The organism is Candidatus Methanoperedens sp. (assembly GCA_027460525.1).
In the GTDB taxonomy this organism is placed as follows: Archaea; Halobacteriota; Methanosarcinia; order Methanosarcinales; family Methanoperedenaceae; genus Methanoperedens.
The window spans coordinates 77,364-103,539 of record JAPZAS010000003.1; the positions used below are offsets into that span (position 1 = coordinate 77,364).

A 26,176-nucleotide genomic window follows, 5' to 3' on the forward strand; every position below is an offset into this window, starting at 1 on the left:
AAACCAACCCTTAAATAACCCTCTGACCAAACAACCCACCCATGAACCTCCGTGAACTCATCCCCATCCTCGAATCCATCGCGCCGCCCGCCTTAGCCGAAGACTTTGATGCCGGCAGAATCGGACTCGTTCTCGACCGGGGCGCCGACATCAGGAAAATCGCAGTTGCGCTTGACCCCACAGACCATGTGCTGAAAGAAGCGGCGCGCCTCGGTGCAAACCTGCTTGTCACCCACCACACGCTGATATTCGACCCTGTGAACCTCATCTCAAAGAGATTATCCGATCTATTAAAAATTGCTATCGATAGCGATATTTCCATCTACACCATGCACACCAACTACGACAAAGCTGAAGGCGGCGTGAATGACGTGCTCGCCGGGATTCTGGGCTTGCGCTGCATAATTCCGCTTGCTCTTGGCAGACTGGGCGAAATAAAGACGTGCAGCGCCCCGCAATTCGCCTCGTTCTTAGCAAAAAAGCTGGATACGCATGTGCAATTCATTGGAGACCGCGAAATTAAAAAAGTCATGGTGGTTGGCGGAAGTGGCTTTCGGAGAGAATACATCGACATAGCTCTCGAACACGGCGCCGATGCGCTTGTATCAGGGGAGCTGCGCCACGATGCGATAGACTATGCGGGAGAGCTGTGTCTTTTCGACGCTACACATTATGCCACAGAAGCGCCCGCAATGAAAAAATTGTGCGAGCGATTGCCGATAGAATCCGTTTTCATTGAGGATAAGCCTGTGGTAAGGTTAGGAACCGCAGATGAACGCAGATTATAGTTTTTTCGTCATATACGCACCCTCGCGCTCGTATCCGAACTTCCTGTAATAATCCCTCACTCCTATGCCGCTTGTTACCGCAATCTTGTCATATCCTGCAGAGCGTGACACCTCTTCAGCCGCCGCGAGAAGCTCCTCGCCGTATCCTCGGTGCTGCCACTGCGCCTCGCCTGCACTCTCGCCAGGCGGAACCATCGCGCCATAGACATGCAATTCTCGCACCAGCGCCGACCCGAGAAGCTCTTTCCTGTGAGGTGCGAAAGGGAAGCGCAGCCTGATAAATCCTACCAATATATCCTTCTCTATATCCTCGAATGAAATGAAATGCTCCCTGCCGCCGCAAGCCCTGTATTCTTCCTTTGTAAGCTCTATGTTCTCAGGCTCTACACCTTCTAACATCCTGTGCCCCACTTCGCGGCACCTGATGCAGTTGCACCTCCCTCCCATTTCCAGAAGCCGTTCTTTAGCAAGCTGCCTTATATTGCTTTTCTTTATCCCTGCCAGCACCTGGTATGCAGGGATATCACGCTGTATCCTCTGCAAACGTACCCATTTTGGTATAATGGATTTGATTCTTGCGAACAAATCCACTGCCTCAAGCACTTCAAGCGGCGCATAATTTCCAAGCTCCCACATCCCATGAAGCCTCGTTCCCTCTGTCACTAATGTTGGATATATCTTGAGATAATCCGGCATGAAACGCTCATCCTCGAACAATCTCCTGAACATGCGAAAATCCGATTCAGGCGCAGAGCCTGGAAGACCGGGCATCATGTGAAATCCCACTTTCAGCCCGCTGTCACGCAGCCTTGTATTGGCAGCCGCACTTTCTGCTACCGTATGCCCGCGCTGTATGCCTGCGAGGATGAAATCATACGTGCTCTGCACTCCTATCTCCACCTTTGTCGCCCCAAGGTCAAGAATGGTATCGATATGCTCTTTTTCTGTCCAGTCTGGTCTTGTCTCTATTGTAATCCCCACGTTCCTGATGCGTGCGCTCTCATTGCCCGACTGGACTTCCTCGATTGAATTGTAACTATTCCCCATTCGCCATTCAGTTCCGTAAAAATCATTCATCGCTTCAATAGCACGCTTCACGAACCACTCCTGATAGCACAGTGTACGGGACGTGAATGTCCCTCCCATCACGATAAGTTCAGCCTTTTCAATGGGATGCCCTATCTGCGAAAGCTGCTGCAAGCGTGAGAATACCTGCATGTAAGGGTCAAAATTATTCTGTGCTGCGCGGCGTGCTGCAGGCTCTGCACCCATATAACTTTGCGGTGAATGGAATTTTGAGTCAGGACCTCCCGGGCATGGGACACATAATCCATGCGGGCAAGGTGCAGGCGAAGTCATTGCCGCTATCACAGCCACGCCCGATATCGTCCTGACTGGTTTTAACTGGAGCAGCGGAAGGACAGCTTCTTTTTCATCCTTATCTTTTGCTGCTGCAAGTATCTGGGAATTGCTCAACAGAGATGAAAGTTTGTAGCGTATGCTGATGGCTTTTTTAGCAGCGTTCAATCCTTTTTCGCCGGTTACCTCTTTTCTAAGGAGCTGTTCGATTAGCTCTCTTGCTGCTGATTCAATTTCGTCCATTCTGGAATCAAAACAACGTGCACCGCAATAAACGTTACATCAAATCTTTTTCACCAGATCAAATAGTGCAAGCTTCGGGTCTTTTGCCTTGATTACGCCTGAAGCCAGCAGCACGCCTACAGCACCGAGCCGAAGTGCAGCCGCGACATCATCACCTGTGGAAATGCCCGCGCCGCAGAGCACTTTAACATGTGGATTGATAGCTTTCACTGCCCTGACCGAGCCGCGCACGATATCCGGGTTGGCTTTTGAAACAGGAATCCCTGAACCTATAAGTTCAGGAGGCTCAATGGCTACAAAATCAGGAGCTAATTCCGCTGCAGCCGAGGTAACGGCAATATTATTTGTGCATACGATTGTTTTCAATCCAGCCTTTTTTGCGGATTGTATAGCAGAGTCCACATCAGCTAATAGAAGTCGCCGTTCCGAGTGGTTTATAAGGGTTCCTCTGGCTCCGGCTGACTTAACGCAATCAGCGGTGATATGCCCTGTATAACTTCCAGCACCTGCGGCATCGATATGCTGGGCAAAGACGGGTATTTTTACCGAGAATGCAACCCTGTATATATCAGGTATCTGCGGACAGGCAATGATATCAACTCCTGAATCTTTGCTCACTTCCTCGCAGTATTTTGCCATACTGACCGCTTTCTCGCCCATGCTCTCTGGATAGGTCTTAAAATTCAATACTATCAGCGGTTTTTTCTTCATGTACTTTTATTTAAGCTGTATAGACTTCTTCGTGGGGATGCACAACTATGCCGTTTAGAGTTATCTCATAAGGATGAATATTCTTGCTGTGGTCCGATCCTCTCATCTTGAATATCTCAATACTGCGCGTTCTAACGCTGTCCGTCCGTTTATAGTACATCAAAATAGTCCCTTCGGTAACGAACATCTCCACTCCAAACCTGCTTGGATTGTTCTCATCGATTATTTCGCATGTCATAAGCGAAGTCAATCCCAGGATTTCCAGAGTTGTGCTTAATTTCAGGAGTTCCACCCTTATCTTTGACGGGTCCTGCAGATAAAAACCGATGGATGTGGTTCCATCCACGACCGCCCTTTTTGCTTTGATGTCGTCCTGTATCCCTATAATCTGATCCATCATCGAACGCATGTCAAATGGTCTTACGTCAACGTATTTTTCGTGCGATGGTATGCCGATTTTAGTGGAACATGCATCCAATATCGCAAGCTTGCCCTCCTCCTCCAAGGCTTCAAAATCCCATCCGAATTCCTTGACATTTTCCCTTATTTGGTCGGGACGTTCTTCCGTCGCTATATAAATACCATTTTCCCCGTATTTTGTAATCCCATTGTAAATATATTGGAGTGCAAATATAGTTTTGCCTGCGCCTGCTGCCCCAGATACGAGATACGTTCGGTTTCTCAGCAGTCCTCCGCCACATAATTCGTCAAAGCCTGTGATTCCAGTAGGAACGCGCTTTGTATCATCACTTTTAATATGCTTTTTTCCAGCCATTTCGAATCAACCTTACTAGATACTAATCTTTTACTGTATAAATACTTATTTATTACATCATATAATAATTATTATGATATAATCATGTATTCTAAATGTTTACAAAAAATATATGCCACCATAATACCTTTTCCATGCGGTGCTATTATGGTACTTCCTGACAAATTCAAATGTGTTATAACCAACTGGGACTATATATACGATCTTTGCAGGCATGTTGCAAACGATGTTAAAGAATCAGGGTATAAGCCTGATACGATTATCGCTCTGGCAAGGGGTGGCTGGTTTGCTGGCAGGGTGCTCTGCGATTTCCTTGGGCTTAATGACCTGACAAGCCTTAAAATCGAACATTATGTGGGCACTGCCAATGCAGGCACTGGACCTGCTATCAGATATCCCCTTGCAGACAAAGCCGTGGCAGGAAAGAAGGTATTGATAGTGGATGATATTACGGACACGGGTAAAAGTATCGCACATGCGAAAGAATATGTCCTCAAACAGAACCCCAAAGATGTGAGAACCGCAGTATTGCAGTATCTATACACATCCGAAATCAAACCTGATTACTGCGGCGAGGTTGTGCAGGAATGGGGCTGGATAGTATATCCCTGGAATTTTATCGAGGATATGATCGATATAATCTCACGCCTTATGGCAAAGGAAAAACTCGATGAGTGGGATATTGAAAAAATAAGGTCTGGATTATTAAAATATCATAATATCGACCCTATCAGCTTTGAGATTGCCCAGCCAGACCGGCTGGAGGAAATACTCAACGAGATGGCAAGAAGAGGGGCGGTCAGGTCAAAAACCATATACGGAAAAAAGACATGGGTATACGAAGGTGCATAATTATGCAGGCAGATATTGCAATAATCGGAGGCAGTGGGGTTTATGACACCTCCATGCTGGATAATGTGCAGGAAGTTGAAATAGACACACCTTTCGGGAAACCTTCGGACGCGATTACCATAGGGTCTTTCGGAGAAACGAATATAGCATTTCTCCCACGGCACGGCAAGGGACATCGCATATCCCCGAGCAAATTGAATTCCCGCGCCAATATTCTTGCCCTCAAGAAACTTGGCGTAAAAAGGATAATTTCAGCATCTGCAGTAGGAAGCCTGAAGCCTGAAATGAAGCCGCTTGATATAGTGATCCCTGACCAGATTTTCGACAGGACAAAGACTCGCGATAGTACATTCTTTGAAGACGGGATTGCCGTTCATATCGGTTTTGCAGATCCTTTCTGCCCTGAGATGTCATCCCTGATTGCAGAAATTACTGGTGAACTTGGATACTCTGTCCACAATAAGGGAACATATGTCTGCATGGAAGGACCACAGTTTTCAACCCGGGCAGAATCAAGAGTTTACCAGGACCTGGGATTTGACATAATCGGGATGACCGCGCTTCCGGAAGCAAAACTGGCGCGTGAAGCTGAGATATGCTACAGCATGATTGCAACAGTGACAGACTATGATGTCTGGCATGAGGAGGATGTCAATATTGAAACTGTAATCGCCAATGCGGTGAAGAACGAGGAGGCGGTTCGAAATATCATCAAGAAGACTATTCCGAGGATAAACCTCAAGCGGAATTGCATCTGTGCTAATGCATTAGCCGGGGCAATAATCACGTCGCCTGATAAAATCCCGGTAGAGTCGAAAAGGAAACTGAATGATCTGATAGGGAAATATTTATAATTTTCAGCTCAGAATAGTTATATGCTTTCAGGTAGATGAATGTCTGATGGTTAAAGAGTCTAAGGACAATCTGGATTTTTTAGCGAATATACGGGATATAACCATGATGGAGATAGGACGGGATGACGTAAATGTCTCGTTAACACCTGGTAAAATTATATTATGGTTCGGCAGGCAGGTAAGCGAATCACTGATACGCCAGGTAATTTTTGAAATATCAAGTATAGATTCATCCGTAAACCATGAACAGGAAGTAATATGCGACTTTAATGCCATCTCAGAGTATGAAAGCATGGGATATGTATTAACTTCTTATGCAAAAACCAAAGGCGGATACAGGGTGATTTTCAATATACCGTTTTCGAAGAGATTTGCGCTCGCCCATTTTGTGAAATCTATACTCAACCAGCTTCGGGAAAAGGATGTGAAAAAGACGCTTCACTGGGATGGGAGCCTTGACAGGATGCTTCTCATATACAACGAGTTAAAAAAGCTCGATGGCTGGGAGACAAAGCGGATTGAATATAAGGGAGAAGAAGAAAAGGTGGCTTAAATGAAAAACTCAAGGAAAGATGAAACAGAATGCGAGGCTACTGTTGTATCGATGAAACTTATCGCTGAGCATATAAAAAAAGTCGCATCAAAACTTGACACAGCCTCGGTAACATCTCTGGTAAACGTCATTATGAATTCGAAGAGAATATTCCTGATGGGGGCAGGAAGGTCGGGTTTAGCAGCAAGGGCTTTTGCAATGAGGCTGATGCATATGGGATTTAATGTTTATGTGGTGGGTGAGACAACAACGCCTGCTGTGGCGCCTGATGACCTGGTGATTGCAGTCTCAGGCTCTGGCGAAACGCCTTCTATTGCAAGTCTTGGAGCGATTGCGAAAAAGATTGGCTCAAAACTTGCAGTCATAACCTCTAATAAGGATTCTACCCTCGGCACTATTTCTGATATCGTTGTTATAATCCCAGGAAGAACTAAAGAGGACATTAATTATGAGGATTATCACGAACGGCGGATGATAGGATACCCCCAGCTTGCGCCTCTTGGGACTATTTTTGAGATATCTGCGCTGGTTTTTCTTGATGCTGTTATTTCGGAGCTGATGGTCAGGACAGGAGCCAGTGAAGCTGAATTGAAAAAACGGCATACCGTGTTTGAGTGATGCTTATGTTTTCAGAACGGGTAAAGAGTATTAACATCTCTGGTATCCGGAAGATGTTTGAAGGCGCGGGTCCGAATGCCATCAATCTTGGGTTGGGCCAGCCGGATTTCGACACACCGGAGCATATTAAAAAAGCGGCAGTTGATGCAATAAATAAAGGCTTCACCGGCTATACAGCGAATCTCGGGATTCCCGAGCTTCGGGAAGCCCTGTGCAGGAAGTTCAAGCGGGAGAACCATTTTAGTGTAAAACCTGATGAAATTATTGTCACATCAGGCGCCTCTGAAGCGCTTCATCTGGCGCTGCAATCGCTGGTGGATGACTGTGATGAGGTCCTGATACCTGACCCGGGTTTTGTATCCTACGCGCCATTAACAAAGATTGCGGGGGGAAGGGCGGTGGGCATACCTCTTGGCGAAGAGCTGACATTAACGCCGGAAGCCGTGAATGAATCCATTACTTCTAAAACCGTTGCATTGATTATTAATTCCCCTTCAAATCCCACAGGGACAGTCCAGACAAAAAAGGAGATTAAAGCGCTGGCAGGGATAGCAGAGGACAATGACATTACGATAATCTCAGACGAGGTCTATGAGCATTTCATCTACGAGGGCGAGCATGTAAGCCCTGCGCAGTTCACTGATAAAGTAATTACCATCAACGCCGTCTCAAAGACATACGCCATGACGGGCTGGCGCATCGGTTATGCCGCCGCGAGGAAGGAATATATCGAGCAGATGCTCAAGGTGCACCAGTACATTCAGGCATGCGCCAACTCAATAGCGCAGAAGGCGGCGCTGGCTGCGATTGAGGGGCCGCAGGGGTGCGTGAGCGAGATGCGCGAGAGTTTCAGGGCAAGAAGGGATATCCTGATGGAAGGATTTGCTTCAATGGGTGTAAAATGCGTTAAGCCGCAGGGGGCTTTCTATGCATTCCCCGAGGTTGCGGATGAGGATGCGCCGCGGAAATTGCTGGAAAAAGGCGTGATTGTTACTCCAGGCTTGGCTTTCGGGGAGAACGGGAAGGGGCATATCAGGATTTCATATGCGGTTTCGGAGGGGAATTTGAGGAAGGCGCTTGATATTATTAAAGAAGTCTTATAGAAAAAAGATGGATGAAAAAGAGAATACTTAACTATGAGTGGTATAAACAAACGGTACCTAGCCGTTATTCTTGCTCTTTTGCTTTCACTCATAATCAGAATCTATCTTTCACAGTTTAATGGATACAAGGTTGATGTCTTAGACTTTAAACTCTGGAGCCGTACAGTTTATTATAATGGCATTTCGAATTTTTATTCCAGTACATGGTCAGACTATCCGCCATTTTACATGTACATTCTCTGGATAGTTGGAGCTTTATACAAACTATTATTTTCTTTTTCCTTCAATATCGATACAACCCTTTTTACAATTCTGATAAAAGCTCCTGCGAATGTAGCGGATATTGCCACATCATTTTTAATATTTCTAGTTGTGAAAAAATATTCAGGGTTTAAAACAGCTTATCTAAGCATGATATTTTATGCTTTCAACCCGGCAATGATATACAATTCTGCAATATGGGGTCAGGTGGAATCCGTTAATACCTTATTCATTCTGCTTGCACTTGTGCTCATAGTCTCAAATAAACCCGAACTTGCCGGCGTTTCTATGGCTGTTGCTGTTTTAAGTAAACCCCTGAGCCTGGTAATCTTGCCCTTCTTTGCTGTTTTAATGATAAAAAACCAAAAGCCACTCAAGCTTGCAAAAACTTTTGCAGTATCTGCATTTGTATTTATAGCTCTGGCGCTGCCTTTCTATTTGAATACTTCCTTATATCAATTAATAAAAATATATACTTCTGGTTATGGCTATTATGCGTACAATTCCATGAATGCTTTCAATTCCTGGGCCTTATTGGGTTTCTGGAAACCGGATGATACCGTTTTCTTGTTCTTAAGCTATAGAATATGGGGTTACATTTTATTTGGCTTGTTATTCGTGTATACAGCGTATCGTGCCATTAAGAATAAAGATGATAAATTTATTTACATCGCCACAGCGGTTTTATTTTTCGGGTTTTTCATGTTTTTTACCCGCGTACATGAAAGGTATCTCTTCCCCATGTTTGCCCCGCTTGTTGTTGCAGCGAGCTTTGATCGGCGTTTGAATTATGTATACTGGATCATGACATTCACTTTTCTGTTCAACCTTCATTTCGTATTACAATATTTGAACAACGATCAATTCATTCCGGATGGTAATCCCTATGTGCTGCTTGCTTCTGGGATAAACTCTATCGTATTTATCTATACTCTGTACTGTTTCTTTACGAATCAAGTGAAATTGAATTTTAAACCATTGAAGATATTATTATCAAAAGTAAATTACAAAAAGGAGGATTCGAAGTGCTTATAGGGCTGCTTTTTATTATTTCAAGCTTTTTTTTTGGCTGGTTTCTGGGATCCAATGGAGGGTGGCAGAGGGCTGGTTTTGCGTTGATTACAGGGTTTGCGTTTTCAAGCTGGCTTACACTTATGCTGGCTCTGGTTAGAGGCAAGCTTGATGGCTTGACGGTTGGCCTTTCCATTCTGATTCTATGGTGTTTGATCCTAGTCTGCCGGTTAAAGACCATTGAACTCCCAAAAAAAGATGATGTAACTGGGGTTTTAGGGAGGTTAGGAGATATTAGGGAATTTAAAAACCGGTTCTTGGGCCGTGAGGATATTTTTAGTATTGCCAGCATTTTAACGGTACTCTCATTCATACTTTACATTAATATTTTTGATATGTTTGTTTTTAATAGTGATGGTTATCTTCTGGTAATGGAAGATACATGGGCTGACCAGGCAATACACATCGGTTTAATTGAATATCTTGCCCGGGATGGAAGCTTCGCTCTTAACTACCCAATGGTGGCAGGCGCCAAGCTCACCTATCCTTTCATTGCAGATTTTATTTCCTCTGTCTTATTAAAAACAGGTTTCAGTCTGCGAGGGTCAGTTGTAGTGCCAAACATATTACTAGGCATCGCTTTGGTGATTGGGGTTTATTCGCTTGCCCTTGCAGTGGGAAGAAAAAAGAACATTGCGGCAATCGCGGTTTTGCTCTTCTTCTTCAACGGAGGCCCCGGGTTCTACTATGTCCTCTCAGGTACCCTGAAGCCGATAATGAGAGACTACACCCATATCACAGAATATCAGCTTGTATTTGAAAATCTTATTGAACATTTTCTCATTTCCCAGCGTTCCATTCTCCTGGGGCTCGGATTATCGGTTGCAGTCTATATCTTGCTGGTGCGGGCGCTGGAAAATGAATCTAGAAGAGAGTTGTTCTTGGCTGGAAGCCTGGCCGGTCTTTTGCCCTTAATCCACAGTCACAGCTTCATTGCAGTTTCCATTGTATCCCTGTTCTTATTTTTGAGTAAACCCAGGATAAATTGGTTATATTTTATTTTACCTTTCATTCTCCTATCCGCTCCCCAGCTGCTGCGCATCGAACATCAGTCAGGCACCGGTTTCCTCCAGTTAAAACCCGGCTGGGTGCCAGAAAACGACGGTAAAAATCTTTTGGGGATAGCATGGTTCTGGCTGAAAAATACCGGTCTGCCGCTATTGCTCGCAATTGGAGGTTTTATCCTTGTTGACAGGAAAATAAAGCTTTTCTATATCCCGTTTGTAGCCATATTTCTAATCGCAAATGTTTTTTCCTTCCAGCCAAACCCCTATGACAATAATAAACTCTTCCTTCACTGGCTGCTAATAACGGACATCCTGGCTGCCATCTTTCTCTATAGGCTTTATCATTGGCGAGGGTGGAAAAAAAGTCAATCCTATCACATTGTACCCATTGTTCTGGTCTCCCTCTTACTGTTCGTCTCTGTTTTTTCAGGCTTTCTAACCAACCTCTGGGCTGCCTCTACAAACTACGGCCTTTACAGCGCCCAGGAGCTTGAGATGGGAGAATGGATTAAGAACAGCACTCCCCCAGATTCAATATTCCTTACAGGCTTTTCTAACCAGAACCCTGTGTTCTTGGCAGGCAGACAGATAGTCTTGGGCTCATGGTGGACTTCTAGCGGCCAATTCTTGGACAGCTCAAAATACGAAAAAGATGTCAGAAGAATATACGCATCAGGAGATTGCGAGCTATTGAAAAAATACAAAATAGATTACGTCCTCATAAGCCCCAAGGAATCCGACCTGAACCCGAACTATACAGCCTTTAAAACAAAAAACTTCCAGCCAGTTTACTCCAAAAAAGACACTACAATCTACAAAACCAAATGCTAGAAGATCCAGCCGCTCAACCATTTATGGGCATCTGTGAACTGCTGGGATACCGGGTATCCGGCTAATATCGGATAAAAATATACGAATAAAAGCACGACAGCGGCAAAATAAGCAATCACTATATATTTATATTTATTATCCTTATACCACAGTATATTCAAGCCGTACACAATTGCAAATATCATAAACGGGACATTCAGAAACATATGGTACAGGAATAAAATCCTCCCGATGAACATGTACGGAAGCAGTTGTAAAAGAAACGCAACGGTTATAAATCTGGCTGTACTGTCTTTTTCTTTTAGCCATCTCCATGCCACGAAAACTAAAAATGGTATGCTTGCCCACCAGATCGCAGGGTTTCCGATTGCCACGATATTGGATACCGTGTTATCAAATGGATTGCCAAGGTTGTATATCCAGACTGGCTTTAACATGAAAATCCAGCTCCACCAGGGAGAGCTGAACGGATGGGTTGCAGTGAGAGTTTCATGATATCTAAGCATATTCTCCGTGTATCTGAAAACCATACTCAGCCCGCTTCCTTCCCCGGGTATGCCCATGATGGGCGTGTAGGACAACGCATAAATAATGAAGCTGATAACCACGAACGAAATAAACATGAAAAATAACGGAGTTAGCAAAAAAGGTATGAGGAAGTTTTTTCTCAGGTGTTCTGCCTTTGTTAGTTCATCTTTTTTCAGCAGTAAAAATAAAACCATAACTGCCAGAACGCCAAAAAGTGCAGTCAATTTGACCGATATTGCCAGTCCAAAGAATATCCCTGATAGGAGAAGGGGAGCATCTGCATTCTTCCAACCCTCCTTGAAAAATTCTCCCCTGTAATAAATATAAAAAAAGTAAAACATGAGCAAGATGAAAGTTGACAATATAATATCTATCATCGAAATCCTGGAAAGCACAAAATGCATGCTTTCAAAGGCTAAAAGAAACGAGCAGGCAAATCCACCGAATCTGGTATTGAACATCCTTTTCCCGAAGATATACATCACAGGAATCATCACAGCGCCAAAAATCAGGGGTATTATTCTCCATCCGAAGGCGTCAAGGCCAAAAGTAAGGATTCCAGTCGCTATCAAAAGTTTCCCGAGCGGAGGATGAGTGTATTCGAAAGGCCTTATATGCATTAAATGCTCGTAAGCGGTTCTTGCAAAATATATCTCATCGAATATAGCTCCGGTAAGGTAAGAGGGAGGGTCTTCGACATTGTTCTGCTCATCTACCAGATTGGACAACGACCTGTTCCCTGTACCGCAATTACCTGAATCGCAAACTATGCTGTCTTTTGATATCGGTATTTTTCTGTAATTCCCGGTATATACCACGATTTCATCCAGATCGCCGCCAGGGGAGGCACCAACAAATCGCAGATATCTTGTAGTTGAATTCACCGGGATGCCCGACCAGGATAGTACAAAATTCTCTTTACTCAGATTGTATATTATATTCCAGTTATCCGGTGAACCTGAGTATATTTTATAATCGATTTTGGGCTGGATTCCCTGATACAGATAGATGTAATCTATATTGTATTCGTTCTTTAAATCGATGTAGAAACTTTCATTTGCCACCAAGGGCGTCCAGCCGCTCCTTGGCGTATTCAGTGAGCCTATATTCCAGATTCCAAGAGAGAAGAAAAACAATATCAATAGACTGCATAGCGCCACGTCTTTTTTATCGAAGTGAACTCTGGCCATCTCTTGCGAAGGTGTTTCGTTGGATTTTATTTTTTCACTTTGCTTTGGAGGCGGAGATTCTTTTTGAATCTGTGGTTGAAGAATTTTAGTCCGTTTTTTCTTTTTGCCCATATATCCTAAATCACAATACACGCAGCAATAATTAAATATATGCATAAATTATAGACTGCACGGTAAAAATTAATATGAAAATAAATGAGCTGCTGCCTAACACAAAGTATATATTTTCTTCCAGGTATTTTCTTGCAGCGGCTCTATCCGTTTTCTCTATTTCATCACTTTTTTCAGGAAATATAGGCTTTGTATATGCCATTTTTTTCACGCTTTTTCTCCCGGGTTTTGTATTTGTAAATCTTTTTTTTAAAGACCTCGAACAACTTGAAAAGCTTGTTCTGACTTTATTCCTGAGCGTTCTTTTCTCAACCCAACTGGTTTACTGGCTCTCCCAGCTTCTTGGCTATTCAAAGGTTTCCATTGTTCTTGCGGGTCTTATATTCGTTCCGGCTTTATTTTTTTTCCCGGTTAAGAAGCCGGATTTTCGTTTATTAAAACATCCAGCCATTCTCCTTGCGATTGGGATCTTTATCATTTTCTATATCATTCTCTCAGGTTCGGTCTGGGTCTTGCGGGGAAATGAGTTCCTTCTTTCCGGGTCTAACTGGCAGGATACCCCGATGCATCTTGGAATAATCGAGAGCCTGAACCAGGGCAACTTCCCTCCACAGATGCCTTATTACTCTGGAGTAAGGATGACCTACCATTATTTTGTGGACTTCCACACCGCGATAATCGAGAAAATGGCTGATACATTCAATCCCGGGCTTCTTGTCTACCTCAATAGTTTCTTTGCGGGTCTCTTTGCACTGGCAGTCTATGTCCTTGCAAATCATGTAACCCGTAGCACCAAGGCTTCTTGCTTTGCTGTCATAATCGGGGTTTTTGGCGGAGGTTTCAGCTACATCAGGTTTTTCGAGGCTTTCTTATCCAACAACTGGAGCAGGTTTTCCGACCTTTTCATGCAAAATTATGTTCAGGAGTGGAAAGGGTTTTTCCAGATAGTCCCGGTCTTTGAAGGGCTTCTCCAGTCAAGACCACAGATGATGGGCTTAACAGGTCTTGCACTTGCAGCATATTTCCTATATCTGGGTCTTACCGGGAAGGATGCAAGAAAAATGATACTGGCAGGGCTTATCACAGGTCTCCTCTTCCCTTTCCATGTGACTGCCTTTATCTCCATAGGATTACTTTTCATTATCCTGACCTTCTATTTCGCATATCAAAAAAAGTTCTGGCTTAAAGGATCTCTATTTTTCCTGCTTCCAGTTCTTCTATCACTCCCTTTCATTCTCGCCATCAGCACATCCCCACGTTTATCCCTTGACCCCGGCTGGTGGGCGCCTGACAAATCTCCTTCAGGCTTAACCCTGTTTTACCTGGGAAACCTCGGCATCCCTTTTATCATTTCTTTTTTCTTTCCGTTATTTCAAAAAGGGCACAGGTTCTTTTTATACTCATGGATTATCTCCATGTTCGTTGTTCCCAATATCATTTCCTTCACGCCTGAATCATTTGATATGAACACGTTCTTCCACTTCATGTGGATTCCTGTTGCAATAGCTGGCGGAATTTTCCTTGAAGGACTATATGGGAAAAAATTTCACATTATAGTGGTAATCTTAATCGTCTTTTCTGTTTTCACCCCTTTCCTTGATGCTGCCTGGAACCTCTCGGTAAAATATCCAGGCTACAGTCTTGCGCAATACAACGCCGGTATCTGGATCAGGGATAACACGCCGCAAGGCTCGGTCTTTCTCGAAGAGCCAGGCATCCATTCCCCTCCATCCCAGATTGGTGGAAGACTGGAGATAATGGGGTATGGTACCTGGGCTTACGGTCACGGGTATGATATCTGGACACGCGACGCGGACATAAAAAAAGCCTTTTCGGGGACTAAAGATGAAACATTGGATGTGGCTTCAAAATATAACGCAAGCTATGCTTATATCGGAAGCGAGGAGCAGGGGAGCCAGCCGGGTGTGAAAGAAAAGTTCGATCGTAATTTTGAGAATGTCTATTCTGACGATACCGGAAGTATCTGGATATACAGGCTGAATACTTCTACAAAATAGGAACCGCTACTCAAGAAGCGCTTTATCCACGACATCGATAATTTCCTTAATATCCCTTATAACCACATCCGCCTCCTCGCAAAGCAGCGGCGGGCATTTCCCTGTCTGCTGTATCGAAAGCACCCCCAGATCCGCTGCGCGCATCGCAAGCAGGTCATTGATCCCATCGCCTACCATAACCACTTTATCGTATTTCTTCTTCAATCTCTTCACAATCTCTTCCTTTTTCCTTGGCGTGGAAATCTCATGTACGCATTCAAGCGGGATACATACATTCTTAGCAAGAGGCTTCAGGTTCCGCATGCTGTCGCCGGATGCGATATATACCCCGATTCCCCGTTCGGTGAGAGCCTGAATCACTGAACAGGAATTGGAATAAATTTTCCCCCCGGTGCAGATGACGTAGGGAATGTTTTTCCTCTCCACATCGATAATCAACCCAACGCCCATATAAAAAATATCCTTGCACCGTTTTTTTACGGCAGCCATAACATCCTGTAAATCGGACATTGTAGCTCTTGTATCGTTTTCCACCACGGATATAGCAGTGGCTTTATTTATCTGGGATCTCGAACATCCCACTTCTATATCGATCTTATATTTCTTGATAAAATCCGAAATCAGCATCTGCGGCGGACAGCTAACGAGCTTATTTGAATCCACCTGCATTACCAGGATGGCGCAGTATGGTTTTTTCCCAACAAACTCGGTCGAAACTACTTCATCGAGATACTCTTTTGTCTTTATGTTTTTTGCCACGCGGTACATGCGAAGCAGTGTTCCTGCGCTATCAAACACCACGGCAATTTTCATAGTATACAAACGGCTTTTATGAGTATTTAGATTTTCTCAAGAAAAGTACATGTAAAATGTTTTGGTATTAAATTTCGCTTAAAGTAACTTTGCGCTCTTGGCGTGCTTTGCGGTGCATGATTTTCCACCGCAAAGTTCGCAAAGTACGCAAAGAATTTGCTTAACACCAAACTTTTTTACGGTTCCCAAGAAAAAAACTAATCCTTAAACAGCATCAATTAGAGATTTAAATCCCGAAGAGTTATTTATTAACCCTATTGATAATATAAATATGAACGAACTCACTAAAGTATCATTCACCAATCTGGAGAAAATCCTCTATCCGCTGTTGGGGTTGAAAAAATCTCAGGTCATTGAATACTATATCAGGATCGCCCCGCGGATGCTAAGGTTCCTGAATAACAGGGCCATAGTCATGAACAGGTACCCTGATGGTGTTGATAAAGAGGGATTCTATGAAAAGGATAGACCAATGGGCATACCGGACTGGGTTGAAACCTTCAAAAAATACTCGGAGACTGCACAGAGGGATATAAACTATATTGTATGCAATGATCTGGATACGCTTATCTGGATGGCGAATCTGGCATCCATTGAGATAAACATCACTCTTTCAAGGATCGATAATTACGATACACCTGACCTTGTGTTATTTGATATAGATCCTGAACCTCCCTGTTCCTTTGACGATGTCATGGATGTCGCCCTGTTATTGAAAGAAAAGCTGGATGAACTCAACTTCAGGTCATTTGTCAAAACCTCAGGGAAAAAGGGGCTGCATGTTGTCCTGCCCGTTATTAAAAGTTATAATTTCAAGCAGACCAGGGAATTCGTTCATCAATTCGGAAAGTTCCTGGCAAGAGAATCTGAGCTTGTTGTATCTGAGTTTCGAAACTCCAGAGACCCCGGAACTATCTTTATAGATTACCTGCAGAATACCCGGGGGAAGACCATGATAGCGCCCTATAGCCTGAGAGCGCAAGCGAAAGCAACAGTCTCCACACCCCTTGAATGGGAGGAACTTAAGAAAGGATTAAGACCTGAGGAGTTCAACATAAATACTATCCTGAAAAGGAAGAACGATCCATGGGAGGGGTTACTGGAAAGTAAACAGGCGCTGGAGGTGGAATAAAATGGCAAATGATCAAGACACCGCAAAACCGTCCAACAGGCCAATATGGAGCGGCAGTATCACGATCGGGCTCGTAAATGTGCCGGTCAAGCTCTATACCATGATCCGAGACCAGGCATTTTCATTCAGGTTCTTACACAATGAGGACGGACAGCCATTGAAATATGAAAGGGTATGCAGCAGGGATAATAAGGTCATCGATTGGAAAGACACGGTAAAGGGATATGAAATACGAAAGAATGAGTTCATAGTTTTCAAGAAAGAGGAACTGGACGCAATAAGACCTGAATCAGACCAGAGGATCAGGCTTGAAAAATTTATCAGTTTACTGTCTATAGATCCTATATATTTTGAAAAGTCATATGTCCTTGTCCCTGACAGGAGCGAGGAAGCCTACAGCCTCCTGATGACGGTTATCCAGCAAGAGGGAAAAGCAGGAATGGGGAAGATCACTTTGAGAACCAAGGAATATCCTGTAATTGTGTATGAATATAAAGGGGCTCTGGTATTGACAACTCTGCGTTATGCCAATGAGGTTACGAATCCCGGGGATCTGGAAGAACTCACGAAACTCAAAAAGCCACAAAAAAATGAACTGGAACTGGCGGAGAAGATCATTAAGGAACTAACCGGGGAATTTGATATAACAGAGTACAGGGATGGTTACAGGGAGAAGATGGAAAAGCTCATAGAAATGAAGATGAAAGGTGAGGTTGTTGTCGCTCAAGTACCCAAGAAAGAGGAAGTCAAAGAATTGATGGTGGCACTTCAAGAAACTATTAAACAGCTTGCGAAATGAAACAATATAAACCAATGCTTGCCCGCCCGGCAGAAGAGCCGTTTTCTTCTGATAACTGGGTTTTTGAAGTAAAATGGGATGGCATAAGGGCTATCAGTTACATTGGAGAAAAACTCAGTATCAGGAGCCGGAACCAGAAGGAGCTGATAGATAATTTCCCGGAGCTTTCCGAACTGAACGACCTGACCCGAGATACGGTTCTGGACGGGGAAATAGTTGTTATGAAGGATGGAAAACCTGACTTCCAGACACTCATCCAGAGGATGCAAAACACCAAACCGGGTGATATCAAATATATGTCCATCAAATTCCCTGCTACTTATATAATATTTGATATTCTGGAAAAGGATGGGGAGGAGCTGGTGGATATCCCTCTTTTGGAGAGAAAGAGGATATTGAAAAATTCTGTAAAAGAAGGAAAATTTGTCGTCCTGTCTTTATTTGTTGAAGAGACAGGAGTTGCTTATTATCGGGCCGCCCTGGAAAAAGGCCTTGAGGGTATAATGGCCAAAAAGAAGCAAAGTTCATACGAACCTGGAAAAAGGAGCAATAACTGGCTGAAAATAAAGCAGGTAAAGACATGTGATTGTGTCATTTTCGGTTATACCAGGGGTGAAGGTAATAGGGAGAAAACCTTCGGAGCATTGATCCTGGGATTGTATGATGCGGCAGGGCCGGTCTTTATTGGCAAAGTCGGTACAGGTTTTTCACAGGAAGATATGGAAGATATGAAACAGTCCCTGGATAAACTTAAGGTGGAAGAAGAAACACTTCCTGGAGTGGATATGGATAGAGAGATTACCTGGTTAAGACCCGCTGTTGTGTGTGAAGTGGGTTATCAGTCCATAACAGATGACGGTAAGCTCCGTATTCCAGTACTCAAAAGATTCAGGGAAGATAAGGATCCTTTTGAATGTACCATTGACCAGATACGACCTTCTCTTTCGGATTACGCCGCAAAGCGGGATTTTAGCAGGACAACTGAGCCTCCAATGTCGAAGGAAATGGGTTCCGGGAAATCCTTTGTGGTCCAGGAGCATCATGCCCGCAGGCTCCATTACGATTTAAGACTGGAAAAGGATGGGGTGCTTAAGAGCTGGGCAGTCCCTAAAGGGATTCCGGGAAAAAGCGATGACCGTAGGCTTGCTGTACAGGTAGAAGACCATCCGCTGGAATACGGTAAATTTGAAGGGACTATCCCTGAAGGACAGTACGGCGCCGGGACTGTGAAAATATGGGATAAAGGTTTATACGAATCCATTGCCTGGGGGGAGAACAAGATTGAGTTTGTAGTCGAGGGAGAAAAGATGAGAGGTCGGTATGTGCTTGTAAAGTTCAAGAAAGCAGGTGAGAACAACTGGCTATTATTCAAAGGGAGTGATTGAGATGGAAAAAATGCATATAGGCACTATGGGATGGAGTTACGATTTCTGGATAGGGAATTTTTATCCTGAGGGTTCAGAAAACCTGCTAACCGAATACGCAAAGAATTTTAGCACTGTTGAAATCAACAACACATTTTATCGAATACCATCTAGAGATACTGTAAGGAACTGGAAAGAAGAGGTACCGCAAAATTTTATTTTTTCAGCTAAGTTTCCAAGGAAAATTACGCATATCAAAATGCTGCAGGATTGCGAAGAAGAGCTTCCGGTCTTTATTGAACATATGTCATTGCTGGGAAATAAACTCGGGCCCATGCTTATTCAATTACCACCCGGCTTTGCGCCTGAGAAGTCTGGAATATTGAAGGATTTCCTGACTGGTCTCCCAAAAGGACACAGGTTTGCAGTGGAAATCAAGAATAAAAAGTGGCTGGGTGATAAATTCTATGACCTGCTGAGAGATAATGGGGTCGCACTTGTGTTGATAGACCATCCATGGATGCCCGAGATGAGCACGATAACCGCCGATTTCACCTACATCAGATGGGAAGGGGACAGGAATAAAATAAAGGGAACCCTTGGAAAAGTTGAAAGAGATCGAAGTGAGGATATAAAAAATTGGGGAATGAAGGTCAAAGGGTTTTTCGAGGATTCTGTGGAAGTTTTTGGTTATTTCAGTAAAAGTTATTCGGGTTATCCACCTGGAGACGTGAGGATGTTGCTGGATATTTTATAAAAAAAGAGGGTATCTGCGTTTAACAAATGGATAGGATAGGACGATTTTTGGTTAGAATAGCGTTCGCAGATACCACCAATTATTATAATGATTATTCCCGTATTTAAATCCTTTCCTCAGCAAGAATGTCAGCCATTCTTGCCAGTTCTTCTGGCGGCAAGGTTTCAGGTCTTCTGTCAATAAGATCAGCGGGGAGTTTCTTTAATAGGCTGGCTGTTTCCTTGATTTCAAGGATGCCTGCGTTATTAATTATAGCATTCCTGAGCTTTTTCCTCCTCTGGGAAAAAACCGCACGTATAAATTTCATGAAAAAATCCTCATCTTTCACTTTATACGGCGCAGGTCGGGGTACAAGCTTTACTATAGCAGATCTTACTTTTGGTGGAGTGATAAATGCGCTACCCGGCACAGCTTCTAGTATTTCAACATCAGCATAATACTGCACCGATATCGAAAGCCTGCTGTAATCCTTGCTGTTGTGTAATGCAACCATTCTCTTTGCAAATTCGTACTGGTACATCAGAATCCCGAGTTCGAATTTGTGTTGCAGGAGTTTGAAAGTAACAGGAGAAGAAATAGAGTAGGGGAGATTGGATACTACTTTATTGAAATGAGGGAATTCTATTTTAAGGGCATCCCCTATTATAACATCAACATTTTCCCACCTGTTAAGAGAGGCGGCAAGTTGGGCATCCGCTTCAACTGCTATCACCCTGCCCGCCTTTGCTGCGAGTTTTTCCGTTAGATTGCCAAAACCAGCGCCTATTTCCAGGACAGTGTCCTGTTTATTTAATTTCCCGTATTCGATTATCCTGTTTATAATCCGTGCATCTGCCAGAAAATGCTGGTCTTTCTTATACCATTTCATTATCTTTTAGGCGGCATTGGAGTTGTGAAAACACGGTATTTTATATTATCGTCCTTTAATTCTTCCAGAACTCTGTTAGCAATCAGCTTCTCTGGCGTATGAAGACCTTTCACCCGCTCAACCAGGTCTTTAAAAGTTGCAAATACTTTCTTCTTTTTTTCTTCTATTATTCCCCACATGAGTTTTTTCCCTATTCCTGGGAGTAACTCAAGCATGTGCAAGCGGGTTGTTATTGGGTAGGCCTCGTTGAAGAAGGACAGAAACAGATTTTCATTTGCAAGCACTATTTTCTCTACCATGGTAGGAAGCTCCATCTGGGCGCCGTGGGTTAATTCATTATACATGATACGCCGCTTGACATGGTCAATCACAGGACGGTCCCCCTCACCTATATAAACCTTGTCCTGGGTTTTTGGTGCCACGTTCTCTTTCGGTATCATCTCCATGAGAACAAAATGTTTCTCTCCCACGCCTTGAACGAGAGGTTTCTTCTGGTACATAGGGCGTGTATCGTCCGAACGCCCATAAGGTAAATAATCCAGAATATAGGCTATATCTTCTTTTTCCAGTTTTTTCCCTAAGGTTATCATTAAATACCACTCTGTTGAAGGTCTCCTTGCTCAACTATTAATATAATTAGAATGGATGTTTATATAGCTTCAGGTATACTTAGCTACCAGATCAAGAATTTGTTTAAGTTCTGTTTCGCTAAGGGTATAACGTTCTTTTGCATAAATCGACCTTAATTCATCATTGGACATAGGAAGAACGTCTGCAATTCTGACAGCTATCTCTGGTTTCATTTTTTCAAGCTTCAGGAGCTCGTTCATTAATTCCCTTGATTTTGTTGCTTCAAGCTTGGAAAATGATTCAGCATGGGCCATTGCTTTTCGAAGCTCGTATCCCAGCTCCTTGTTCTCTGTTTCTCTCTCTTTTTTTACCTGATCGAGCAGCTCCCGAACCTCGCCAAGAGTCAATATTTCTTCACTGATAACCTGCTTCACTATCATAAGGCGACACCTCCGTTATTCCCACCGGTTATTTCTGCGGGGTCAAATGCTCGGGCAGAACAATAACTTCTTTAACAAGCCCAATGTCTCTGACTTTAACAATATAGGCTCTACCCCGCTGGCCTACAACTTTTCCTGTCCTTCCCTGGAACTTCGGGTGCGGCATCCCATCCTGGATACCCGGGTCAAGATCGATGTTTACAATATCCCCTTCGGAGAATTCCTGCGTCGACCGGCTTATCGGAGACAGTCCCTTCTCTCTAACTGTTTTCTTGAGTTTATATCTTGATTTCCTTCTTGTTCCGTGGGTTTTTGCCATAATTTCCTCCGAGTTTATTAACCTACCTTAATTACTTCAAGTTCTATAATCTTTGCCTCACTTCCTGTAAGCGATGACAAGCTGGGCACAGTACGCCCTCCATCGCCAGAAACCAGTTCCTTTACATAGAGTCCTCCTTCGCAATTTACTTTAATCACGGCGGTATTTGTATCAAATGATTCAAGCTCTGCTTGGTGTACAAGCCTCGCTCGTTCAAGGTCAGCACGCCGATGAAGCACTCTGGTGGGTGTTTTCTGTTTGATGAGGATTCCGCTTAATATGTCAAGGGATGATTTAAGTTTTTCCTCGGTTGTATTGTGTTCTATCTTAAAACGGTACACCTTATCGGCTTTCATGGATTTTAGCTGTTCAACGTTTTCGCTTTCAACGAATTTGAGCCCCAGAACCTCGATTTTTCCTTCCGCTTTGCTGTTGATCTCCCTGCCGAGCACGTCTAAATCTATGCTCCTCATATGCGGCTTCTTCGCCTCGACCACGAATGGCCTGCCTTCGCCCAGCATCAGCGCATCTATGTCCTCGCGCCCGGCGCCGTGAAAAGCAGTATCCTCGCTCCGCGCGGCCGCCATAAGATGGGGTTTGATAAGTTCATCCACGGACTCCTGATACATCTTGCCTGTGTTGCCGCAGCGCTCGCAACCCATGCCAGCGCACTCCCTGCACGGCCACCTGGTCTGGGGAATTCCACGGACAAGTTTCCGATACCTGCCGTATATGTATAACGAATTTATTTCAAGTTCAACCGTATCATTTTCAAGATCAAGAAGTGCTACAATTTGAGGTTTTTTGAGGTTTGCCCGCTTGCCTGTTGTTTTCTCAACCCTTTTTCCCACCTCGCGATTCAGTTCGGTTTTAAGCGGTTCGGCAAACGTAGTTTCGCTTTCAGCCCAGACGATTTCCTCGTTCTCGGATAATAGGCCTGTCATCTTTGTACCAACAAGAAAATTGTCATACTCATAATCAGAAAGCGCTTCTACCGCTTTCTCAGCCCACAAATCAAGATTTTTAAACAGGTTATTACATACCCAGCATTTGCTCCCGGAGCTTTTTGAAAGTTCCTCCTGCAGCTCTTTATCTTTTTCTGCACCTGCCTGCATGGCAAGCACAAGCCATAGAGCTTTTCCACGCTGGTCGTTTGATAATCCTGTGGAGAGTTTTGCGAACTGCCTTCCGAGGCAGTGGTCGCAGATAGTACCTTCTTTTATGATTTTTCTCGCCGTGTCAAGAATTGTCATCGGCTCTGAATATGTGCGGTGTTCTAAATATGTTTCTCTACTCTATCCATTTCATTATGCAACAAAACGATGCAGTGGTCTGCATGCAAAGAGATAGGACCTACACTCACTATTTCATGCTCGTACCCGCCTATTATTTTCTCTTCCTCGTCAGTTAAGCCCTCATGGTCACCTAGCACGAATAAAAGTTCATCGTGAGCTTCGAATTTTTTCCCACGAAAGTCTATTCCATCTTCACGCAGATAGATTATTTTTTTATCAGTCCCCGTATTTAAATGCGAGGTCTTCAACTCAGCTAACAAGTCACCAAAATCTCCTTTCCTTATGCTCACTCCCGGGGTGGATTCTGTCCAGAAATCCTGTGCATTTTTCTCAAGCGCCTTTTTTATAAGCGAGGCTGCACTTCGCTCGTCAGGGCTTAAGTATCTGACTGAGCTTCCATCGAAGCGAATGAGCTTCGGTTGATTACCTCCTTTGAGGACAAGGTGCACGCGGACATCTCTTCTCAAGTCGTGGGAGAGAAAGAGTGCGGCATTAACACATCTGCACAAAATGTCCATGCGCCCTGCAGCACCGGGGAGGTCGTTCAGTGAAAAAGATGCGGTTGCGGCCTTGTGACCGATGATGACAAAGGATTTCATGGGAGTGAGAAATGCTCCCGGCATATTAAAAGATAGCTTAAGGATTTAAGCAGTAATCTATAAACATTAAATAGTATAAGTAATATTAATTAGTTCACTATATACAGGGAACTGAGATATGGGATTTTATGACAGGATTTTGGGGAAAAAGAAAACCCCTTCCATCAGCCGCATGGGAGATACTGCTCGGGATAATGCCAAGATTAGCTCCGAGGATGTTCCCGTATTGGTCAATAAGGGCGATTCACTGGTTGAGAGCAGCATGTATGCTGAAGCCATACAGTGTTATGATAAAGCACTTAAAATAAACCCAAAATTAACAGAGGTATGGAATAACAAAGGGCTTGCCCTTGCCAGAACAGGCAGATATGCAGAAGCCATAAAATGCTATGATAAAGCAATCGAACTCAAACCTGACGATGAAGAAGTGATATACAATAAAGCTATGGCACTGGCACAGCTCGGGAAATTCCCGGATGCCATTAAATATTATGATAAACTGCTTGAAATGAATCCTAAAGATGCGGCTGCATGGTGTAGCAAGGGTGATATGTTATTCGAAAGCGGCAACTTTGAAGAAGCGCTTCGTGTTTATGATAAAGCCATCGAGATAAATCCGAAGGATGAAGCTGTCTGGAATAACAGAGGATTAACCCTTGTTAAACTCAATCGTTTATCCGAGGCAATAGAATCGTATGATAAAGCCATTGAGATAAATCCAACAGTTGAAAAAATATGGAGTAATAAAGGGACTGCATTAGTAAGAATGAAGCAGGCAGAAGAAAAAGTCGATTTACAAAAAATCGCATCCTCCATGCCAGGGGAAGAGAAAACCGAATCGTTTATTGAAACCAATCCTGAACAACCAGCCATTGAACCTGAAATCAAACCAGAGGCATCGTTGGAGAAGCCGGATTTAATCATAGAAAAAATTGAAGAACCAGAACTTATTGAAACCAAGCCAGTAGAACAGCCAGTTATTGAGTCTGGTAAAAACGAAGCTAAACCTGAAACTTCTGAGGATAAACCAGATTCAGAAAAGCAGGAAATTTCTAAAGAATCACTGGAACATCTGGTTATTGGAAATACCATGTATTCTATGGGGAGGTACGAAGATGCAATCGATTCTTTCGATAAATCCCTGCAGGTAGACCCTGGAAATGCAATTGCATGGAACAATAAAGCGCTTGCGCTTATTAAATCAGGAAAATTTGATGAAGCTGTGGTTTGCTATGATAAAGCCATTCAAATCGATCCAAACGATTATGTATTTTTGAACAATAAAGGTAATGCGCTTTATAAAGAAGGGAATATTAAAGAAGCCATGAAATGTTATGACTTAGCTTTTAAGTTAAATCCTGAAAGCGGTAACGCAAAAAGGGGTATGGAAATGTGTTTGAAATTCTTAAAAAAATCTGCAAAAAGGAGAAATAGATGATTATCATAATTATGGTCACCGAGTTAACTTTATATAACAACAAAACCAATACTTCTAAAGGTTAGGAAAATGGCCAATGGAAAAAAAAGTTCTTTAGTGGCAACGTTAACAAAAGAAGTTTCGTCTGCAGTTCCAATTTTAAAAGAAACGCAGAATAGAACCACGGGGATAGAAATTCTTGACAGGACTTTGGGGGGCGGGTTGCCATCGGGTTCTGTTGCATACATATACGCCGATGCCAAATCCATGGCAGAAGTGTTCCTATACCAATTCTCACAGGCCCGCAAAACCTATTATTTCACAAATGGAAGGCGCCCCATGTATGTATTGCATGACATCGAGGGGTTCGGATTTAAAACCAAGGATATCATATTTGTGGATATCTATAGCGAATATTATTTCACATCCCATGGGGAAATGGTTGACAATACAGGGAATGAGTTTGTGGATGCCAAGATTGTGGAATTCACGGAATATAACCTGAAAAAAATAATGGCAGAAGAAGAAGAGGATATAAATATAATTTTCGATTCGTTTTCTTTTTATCTGAACCTGAACATTAATCCCGGCGCAATAAAGCGGCTGATAAATATGATTTATGAGGCAACAAAGACACTCAATTGTTTAGCCTTTTTATACGGTCTCAAGGATACGCACCAGAAGAATCTTGAAAATGAAATCCTGAAATCGTGCGATGTGATTTTTGACGTCGAGCTTGATAAAAGTTCGGATAAGATTTCTAACCGGCTGTCAATACCAAAGATAAGGGGCAGAGTACCGACAGTAGAAATGATACGGTTCAAGGTAGGCGATGGTGTCCAGATAGATACCACCAAAGATATCGCCTGAGAGTCTGTTTAAACGAAGCATGTATTTTTTCATTTTTCAAACCATAACAGACATAAACTG

At 43.4% G+C, this 26,176-nt stretch carries 26 protein-coding genes; 15 read left to right on the forward strand and 11 right to left on the reverse strand.

What is annotated here, in order from left to right:
* Positions 1–41 precede the first annotated feature (41 nt).
* Positions 42–788, forward strand: coding sequence for a Nif3-like dinuclear metal center hexameric protein (locus O8C68_00890; protein ID MCZ7394357.1), 747 nt, complete (start codon positions 42–44; stop codon positions 786–788).
* Here the strand turns inward: O8C68_00890 and O8C68_00895 are convergent.
* The 3 genes from O8C68_00895 to O8C68_00905 are packed head-to-tail and all read right to left on the reverse strand — an operon-like array spanning position 783 to position 3,876.
* On the reverse strand, positions 783–2,390 hold the full coding sequence (locus O8C68_00895; protein ID MCZ7394358.1) for a tRNA uridine(34) 5-carboxymethylaminomethyl modification radical SAM/GNAT enzyme Elp3: 1,608 nt from the start codon (positions 2,388–2,390) through the stop codon (positions 783–785). The genes O8C68_00890 and O8C68_00895 overlap by 6 nt on opposite strands.
* 39 nt (positions 2,391–2,429) lie before the next feature.
* On the reverse strand, positions 2,430–3,101 hold the full coding sequence (tpiA, locus tag O8C68_00900) for a triose-phosphate isomerase (protein MCZ7394359.1): 672 nt from the start codon (positions 3,099–3,101) through the stop codon (positions 2,430–2,432).
* 10 nt (positions 3,102–3,111) lie between these two features.
* Entirely contained in the window at positions 3,112–3,876 is a 765-nt protein-coding gene (locus tag O8C68_00905; protein MCZ7394360.1) for a circadian clock protein KaiC, read from the reverse strand.
* 147 nt (positions 3,877–4,023) lie between these two features.
* On the opposite strand from O8C68_00905, the gene O8C68_00910 reads away from it, so the two are divergent.
* From O8C68_00910 to O8C68_00940, 7 genes are all read left to right on the forward strand, one after another.
* Positions 4,024–4,728 carry a phosphoribosyltransferase gene (locus tag O8C68_00910; protein MCZ7394361.1) on the forward strand — a complete coding sequence of 235 codons (705 nt, stop codon included), beginning with the start codon at positions 4,024–4,026 and terminating at the stop codon, positions 4,726–4,728.
* A gap of 2 nt (positions 4,729–4,730) precedes the next feature.
* Positions 4,731–5,582 (forward strand): S-methyl-5'-thioadenosine phosphorylase, encoded by an 852-nt coding sequence (gene mtnP / locus O8C68_00915; GenBank protein ID MCZ7394362.1) that lies wholly within the window; start codon positions 4,731–4,733, stop codon positions 5,580–5,582.
* Between the two features lie 46 nt (positions 5,583–5,628).
* On the forward strand, positions 5,629–6,135 hold the full coding sequence (locus O8C68_00920) for a hypothetical protein (GenBank protein MCZ7394363.1): 507 nt from the start codon (positions 5,629–5,631) through the stop codon (positions 6,133–6,135).
* Positions 6,136–6,753, forward strand: coding sequence for a 6-phospho-3-hexuloisomerase (gene hxlB, locus O8C68_00925; GenBank protein ID MCZ7394364.1), 618 nt, complete (start codon positions 6,136–6,138; stop codon positions 6,751–6,753).
* Entirely contained in the window at positions 6,753–7,856 is a 1,104-nt protein-coding gene (locus O8C68_00930; protein MCZ7394365.1) for a pyridoxal phosphate-dependent aminotransferase, read from the forward strand. The genes hxlB and O8C68_00930 overlap by 1 nt, the downstream gene beginning before the upstream one ends.
* Before the next feature lie 33 nt (positions 7,857–7,889).
* On the forward strand, positions 7,890–9,152 hold the full coding sequence (locus tag O8C68_00935; GenBank protein MCZ7394366.1) for a hypothetical protein: 1,263 nt from the start codon (positions 7,890–7,892) through the stop codon (positions 9,150–9,152).
* Between the two features lie 407 nt (positions 9,153–9,559).
* Positions 9,560–11,026: a hypothetical protein gene (locus O8C68_00940; protein MCZ7394367.1), complete on the forward strand. Its 1,467-nt coding sequence runs from the start codon at positions 9,560–9,562 to the stop codon at positions 11,024–11,026.
* Here O8C68_00940 and O8C68_00945 read toward each other — a convergent pair.
* Complete coding sequence (locus O8C68_00945; protein ID MCZ7394368.1) at positions 11,023–12,855, reverse strand: phospholipid carrier-dependent glycosyltransferase; 1,833 nt, start codon at positions 12,853–12,855, stop codon at positions 11,023–11,025. The two genes, O8C68_00940 and O8C68_00945, sit on opposite strands and share 4 nt — an antisense overlap.
* A gap of 74 nt (positions 12,856–12,929) precedes the next feature.
* Between O8C68_00945 and O8C68_00950 the strand changes: the two genes are divergently transcribed.
* Positions 12,930–14,873, forward strand: a complete 1,944-nt coding sequence (locus tag O8C68_00950; GenBank protein ID MCZ7394369.1) for a hypothetical protein — start codon at positions 12,930–12,932, stop codon at positions 14,871–14,873.
* Positions 14,874–14,879: 6 nt separating this feature from the next.
* Here the strand turns inward: O8C68_00950 and O8C68_00955 are convergent, their stop codons facing one another.
* Positions 14,880–15,686, reverse strand: a complete 807-nt coding sequence (locus O8C68_00955) for an HAD family hydrolase (protein MCZ7394370.1) — start codon at positions 15,684–15,686, stop codon at positions 14,880–14,882.
* 271 nt (positions 15,687–15,957) lie between these two features.
* Here O8C68_00955 and ligD (O8C68_00960) point away from each other — a divergent pair, with 271 nt between their 5' ends.
* Genes ligD (O8C68_00960) through O8C68_00975 form a run of 4 tightly spaced genes read left to right on the forward strand, consistent with a single transcriptional unit; the run spans position 15,958 to position 19,738 of the window.
* Positions 15,958–16,818 carry a non-homologous end-joining DNA ligase gene (ligD, locus tag O8C68_00960; GenBank protein ID MCZ7394371.1) on the forward strand — a complete coding sequence of 287 codons (861 nt, stop codon included), beginning with the start codon at positions 15,958–15,960 and terminating at the stop codon, positions 16,816–16,818.
* 1 nt (position 16,819) lies between these two features.
* On the forward strand, positions 16,820–17,617 hold the full coding sequence (locus tag O8C68_00965) for a Ku protein (protein MCZ7394372.1): 798 nt from the start codon (positions 16,820–16,822) through the stop codon (positions 17,615–17,617).
* On the forward strand, positions 17,614–19,002 hold the full coding sequence (gene ligD / locus O8C68_00970) for a non-homologous end-joining DNA ligase (protein ID MCZ7394373.1): 1,389 nt from the start codon (positions 17,614–17,616) through the stop codon (positions 19,000–19,002). The genes O8C68_00965 and ligD (O8C68_00970) overlap by 4 nt, the downstream gene beginning before the upstream one ends.
* Before the next feature lies 1 nt (position 19,003).
* Complete coding sequence (locus tag O8C68_00975; protein ID MCZ7394374.1) at positions 19,004–19,738, forward strand: DUF72 domain-containing protein; 735 nt, start codon at positions 19,004–19,006, stop codon at positions 19,736–19,738.
* A 103-nt stretch (positions 19,739–19,841) separates the two neighbouring features.
* Here O8C68_00975 and rsmA read toward each other — a convergent pair whose 3' ends face one another.
* The 6 genes from rsmA to trmY all read right to left on the reverse strand — a co-directional run bounded on the left by rsmA (position 19,842) and on the right by trmY (position 23,829).
* Complete coding sequence (gene rsmA, locus O8C68_00980; protein ID MCZ7394375.1) at positions 19,842–20,606, reverse strand: 16S rRNA (adenine(1518)-N(6)/adenine(1519)-N(6))-dimethyltransferase RsmA; 765 nt, start codon at positions 20,604–20,606, stop codon at positions 19,842–19,844.
* Positions 20,606–21,196 (reverse strand): DUF655 domain-containing protein, encoded by a 591-nt coding sequence (locus O8C68_00985; GenBank protein ID MCZ7394376.1) that lies wholly within the window; start codon positions 21,194–21,196, stop codon positions 20,606–20,608. The genes rsmA and O8C68_00985 overlap by 1 nt, the downstream gene beginning before the upstream one ends.
* A 69-nt stretch (positions 21,197–21,265) precedes the next feature.
* The gene (locus O8C68_00990) at positions 21,266–21,616 is read right to left on the reverse strand and encodes an RNA polymerase Rpb4 family protein (GenBank protein MCZ7394377.1); all 351 of its coding nucleotides are present in this window, start codon (positions 21,614–21,616) and stop codon (positions 21,266–21,268) included.
* Between the two features lie 28 nt (positions 21,617–21,644).
* Positions 21,645–21,935: a 50S ribosomal protein L21e gene (locus O8C68_00995; GenBank protein MCZ7394378.1), complete on the reverse strand. Its 291-nt coding sequence runs from the start codon at positions 21,933–21,935 to the stop codon at positions 21,645–21,647.
* A 17-nt stretch (positions 21,936–21,952) separates the two neighbouring features.
* On the reverse strand, positions 21,953–23,188 hold the full coding sequence (locus O8C68_01000) for a tRNA pseudouridine(54/55) synthase Pus10 (protein ID MCZ7394379.1): 1,236 nt from the start codon (positions 23,186–23,188) through the stop codon (positions 21,953–21,955).
* Positions 23,189–23,211: 23 nt separating this feature from the next.
* Complete coding sequence (gene trmY / locus O8C68_01005; GenBank protein MCZ7394380.1) at positions 23,212–23,829, reverse strand: tRNA (pseudouridine(54)-N(1))-methyltransferase TrmY; 618 nt, start codon at positions 23,827–23,829, stop codon at positions 23,212–23,214.
* A 118-nt stretch (positions 23,830–23,947) separates the two neighbouring features.
* On the opposite strand from trmY, the gene O8C68_01010 reads away from it, so the two are divergent.
* The gene (locus O8C68_01010; GenBank protein MCZ7394381.1) at positions 23,948–25,267 is read left to right on the forward strand and encodes a tetratricopeptide repeat protein; all 1,320 of its coding nucleotides are present in this window, start codon (positions 23,948–23,950) and stop codon (positions 25,265–25,267) included.
* Positions 25,268–25,363: 96 nt separating this feature from the next.
* Complete coding sequence (locus O8C68_01015; GenBank protein ID MCZ7394382.1) at positions 25,364–26,116, forward strand: recombinase RecA; 753 nt, start codon at positions 25,364–25,366, stop codon at positions 26,114–26,116.
* Positions 26,117–26,176 lie beyond the last annotated feature (60 nt).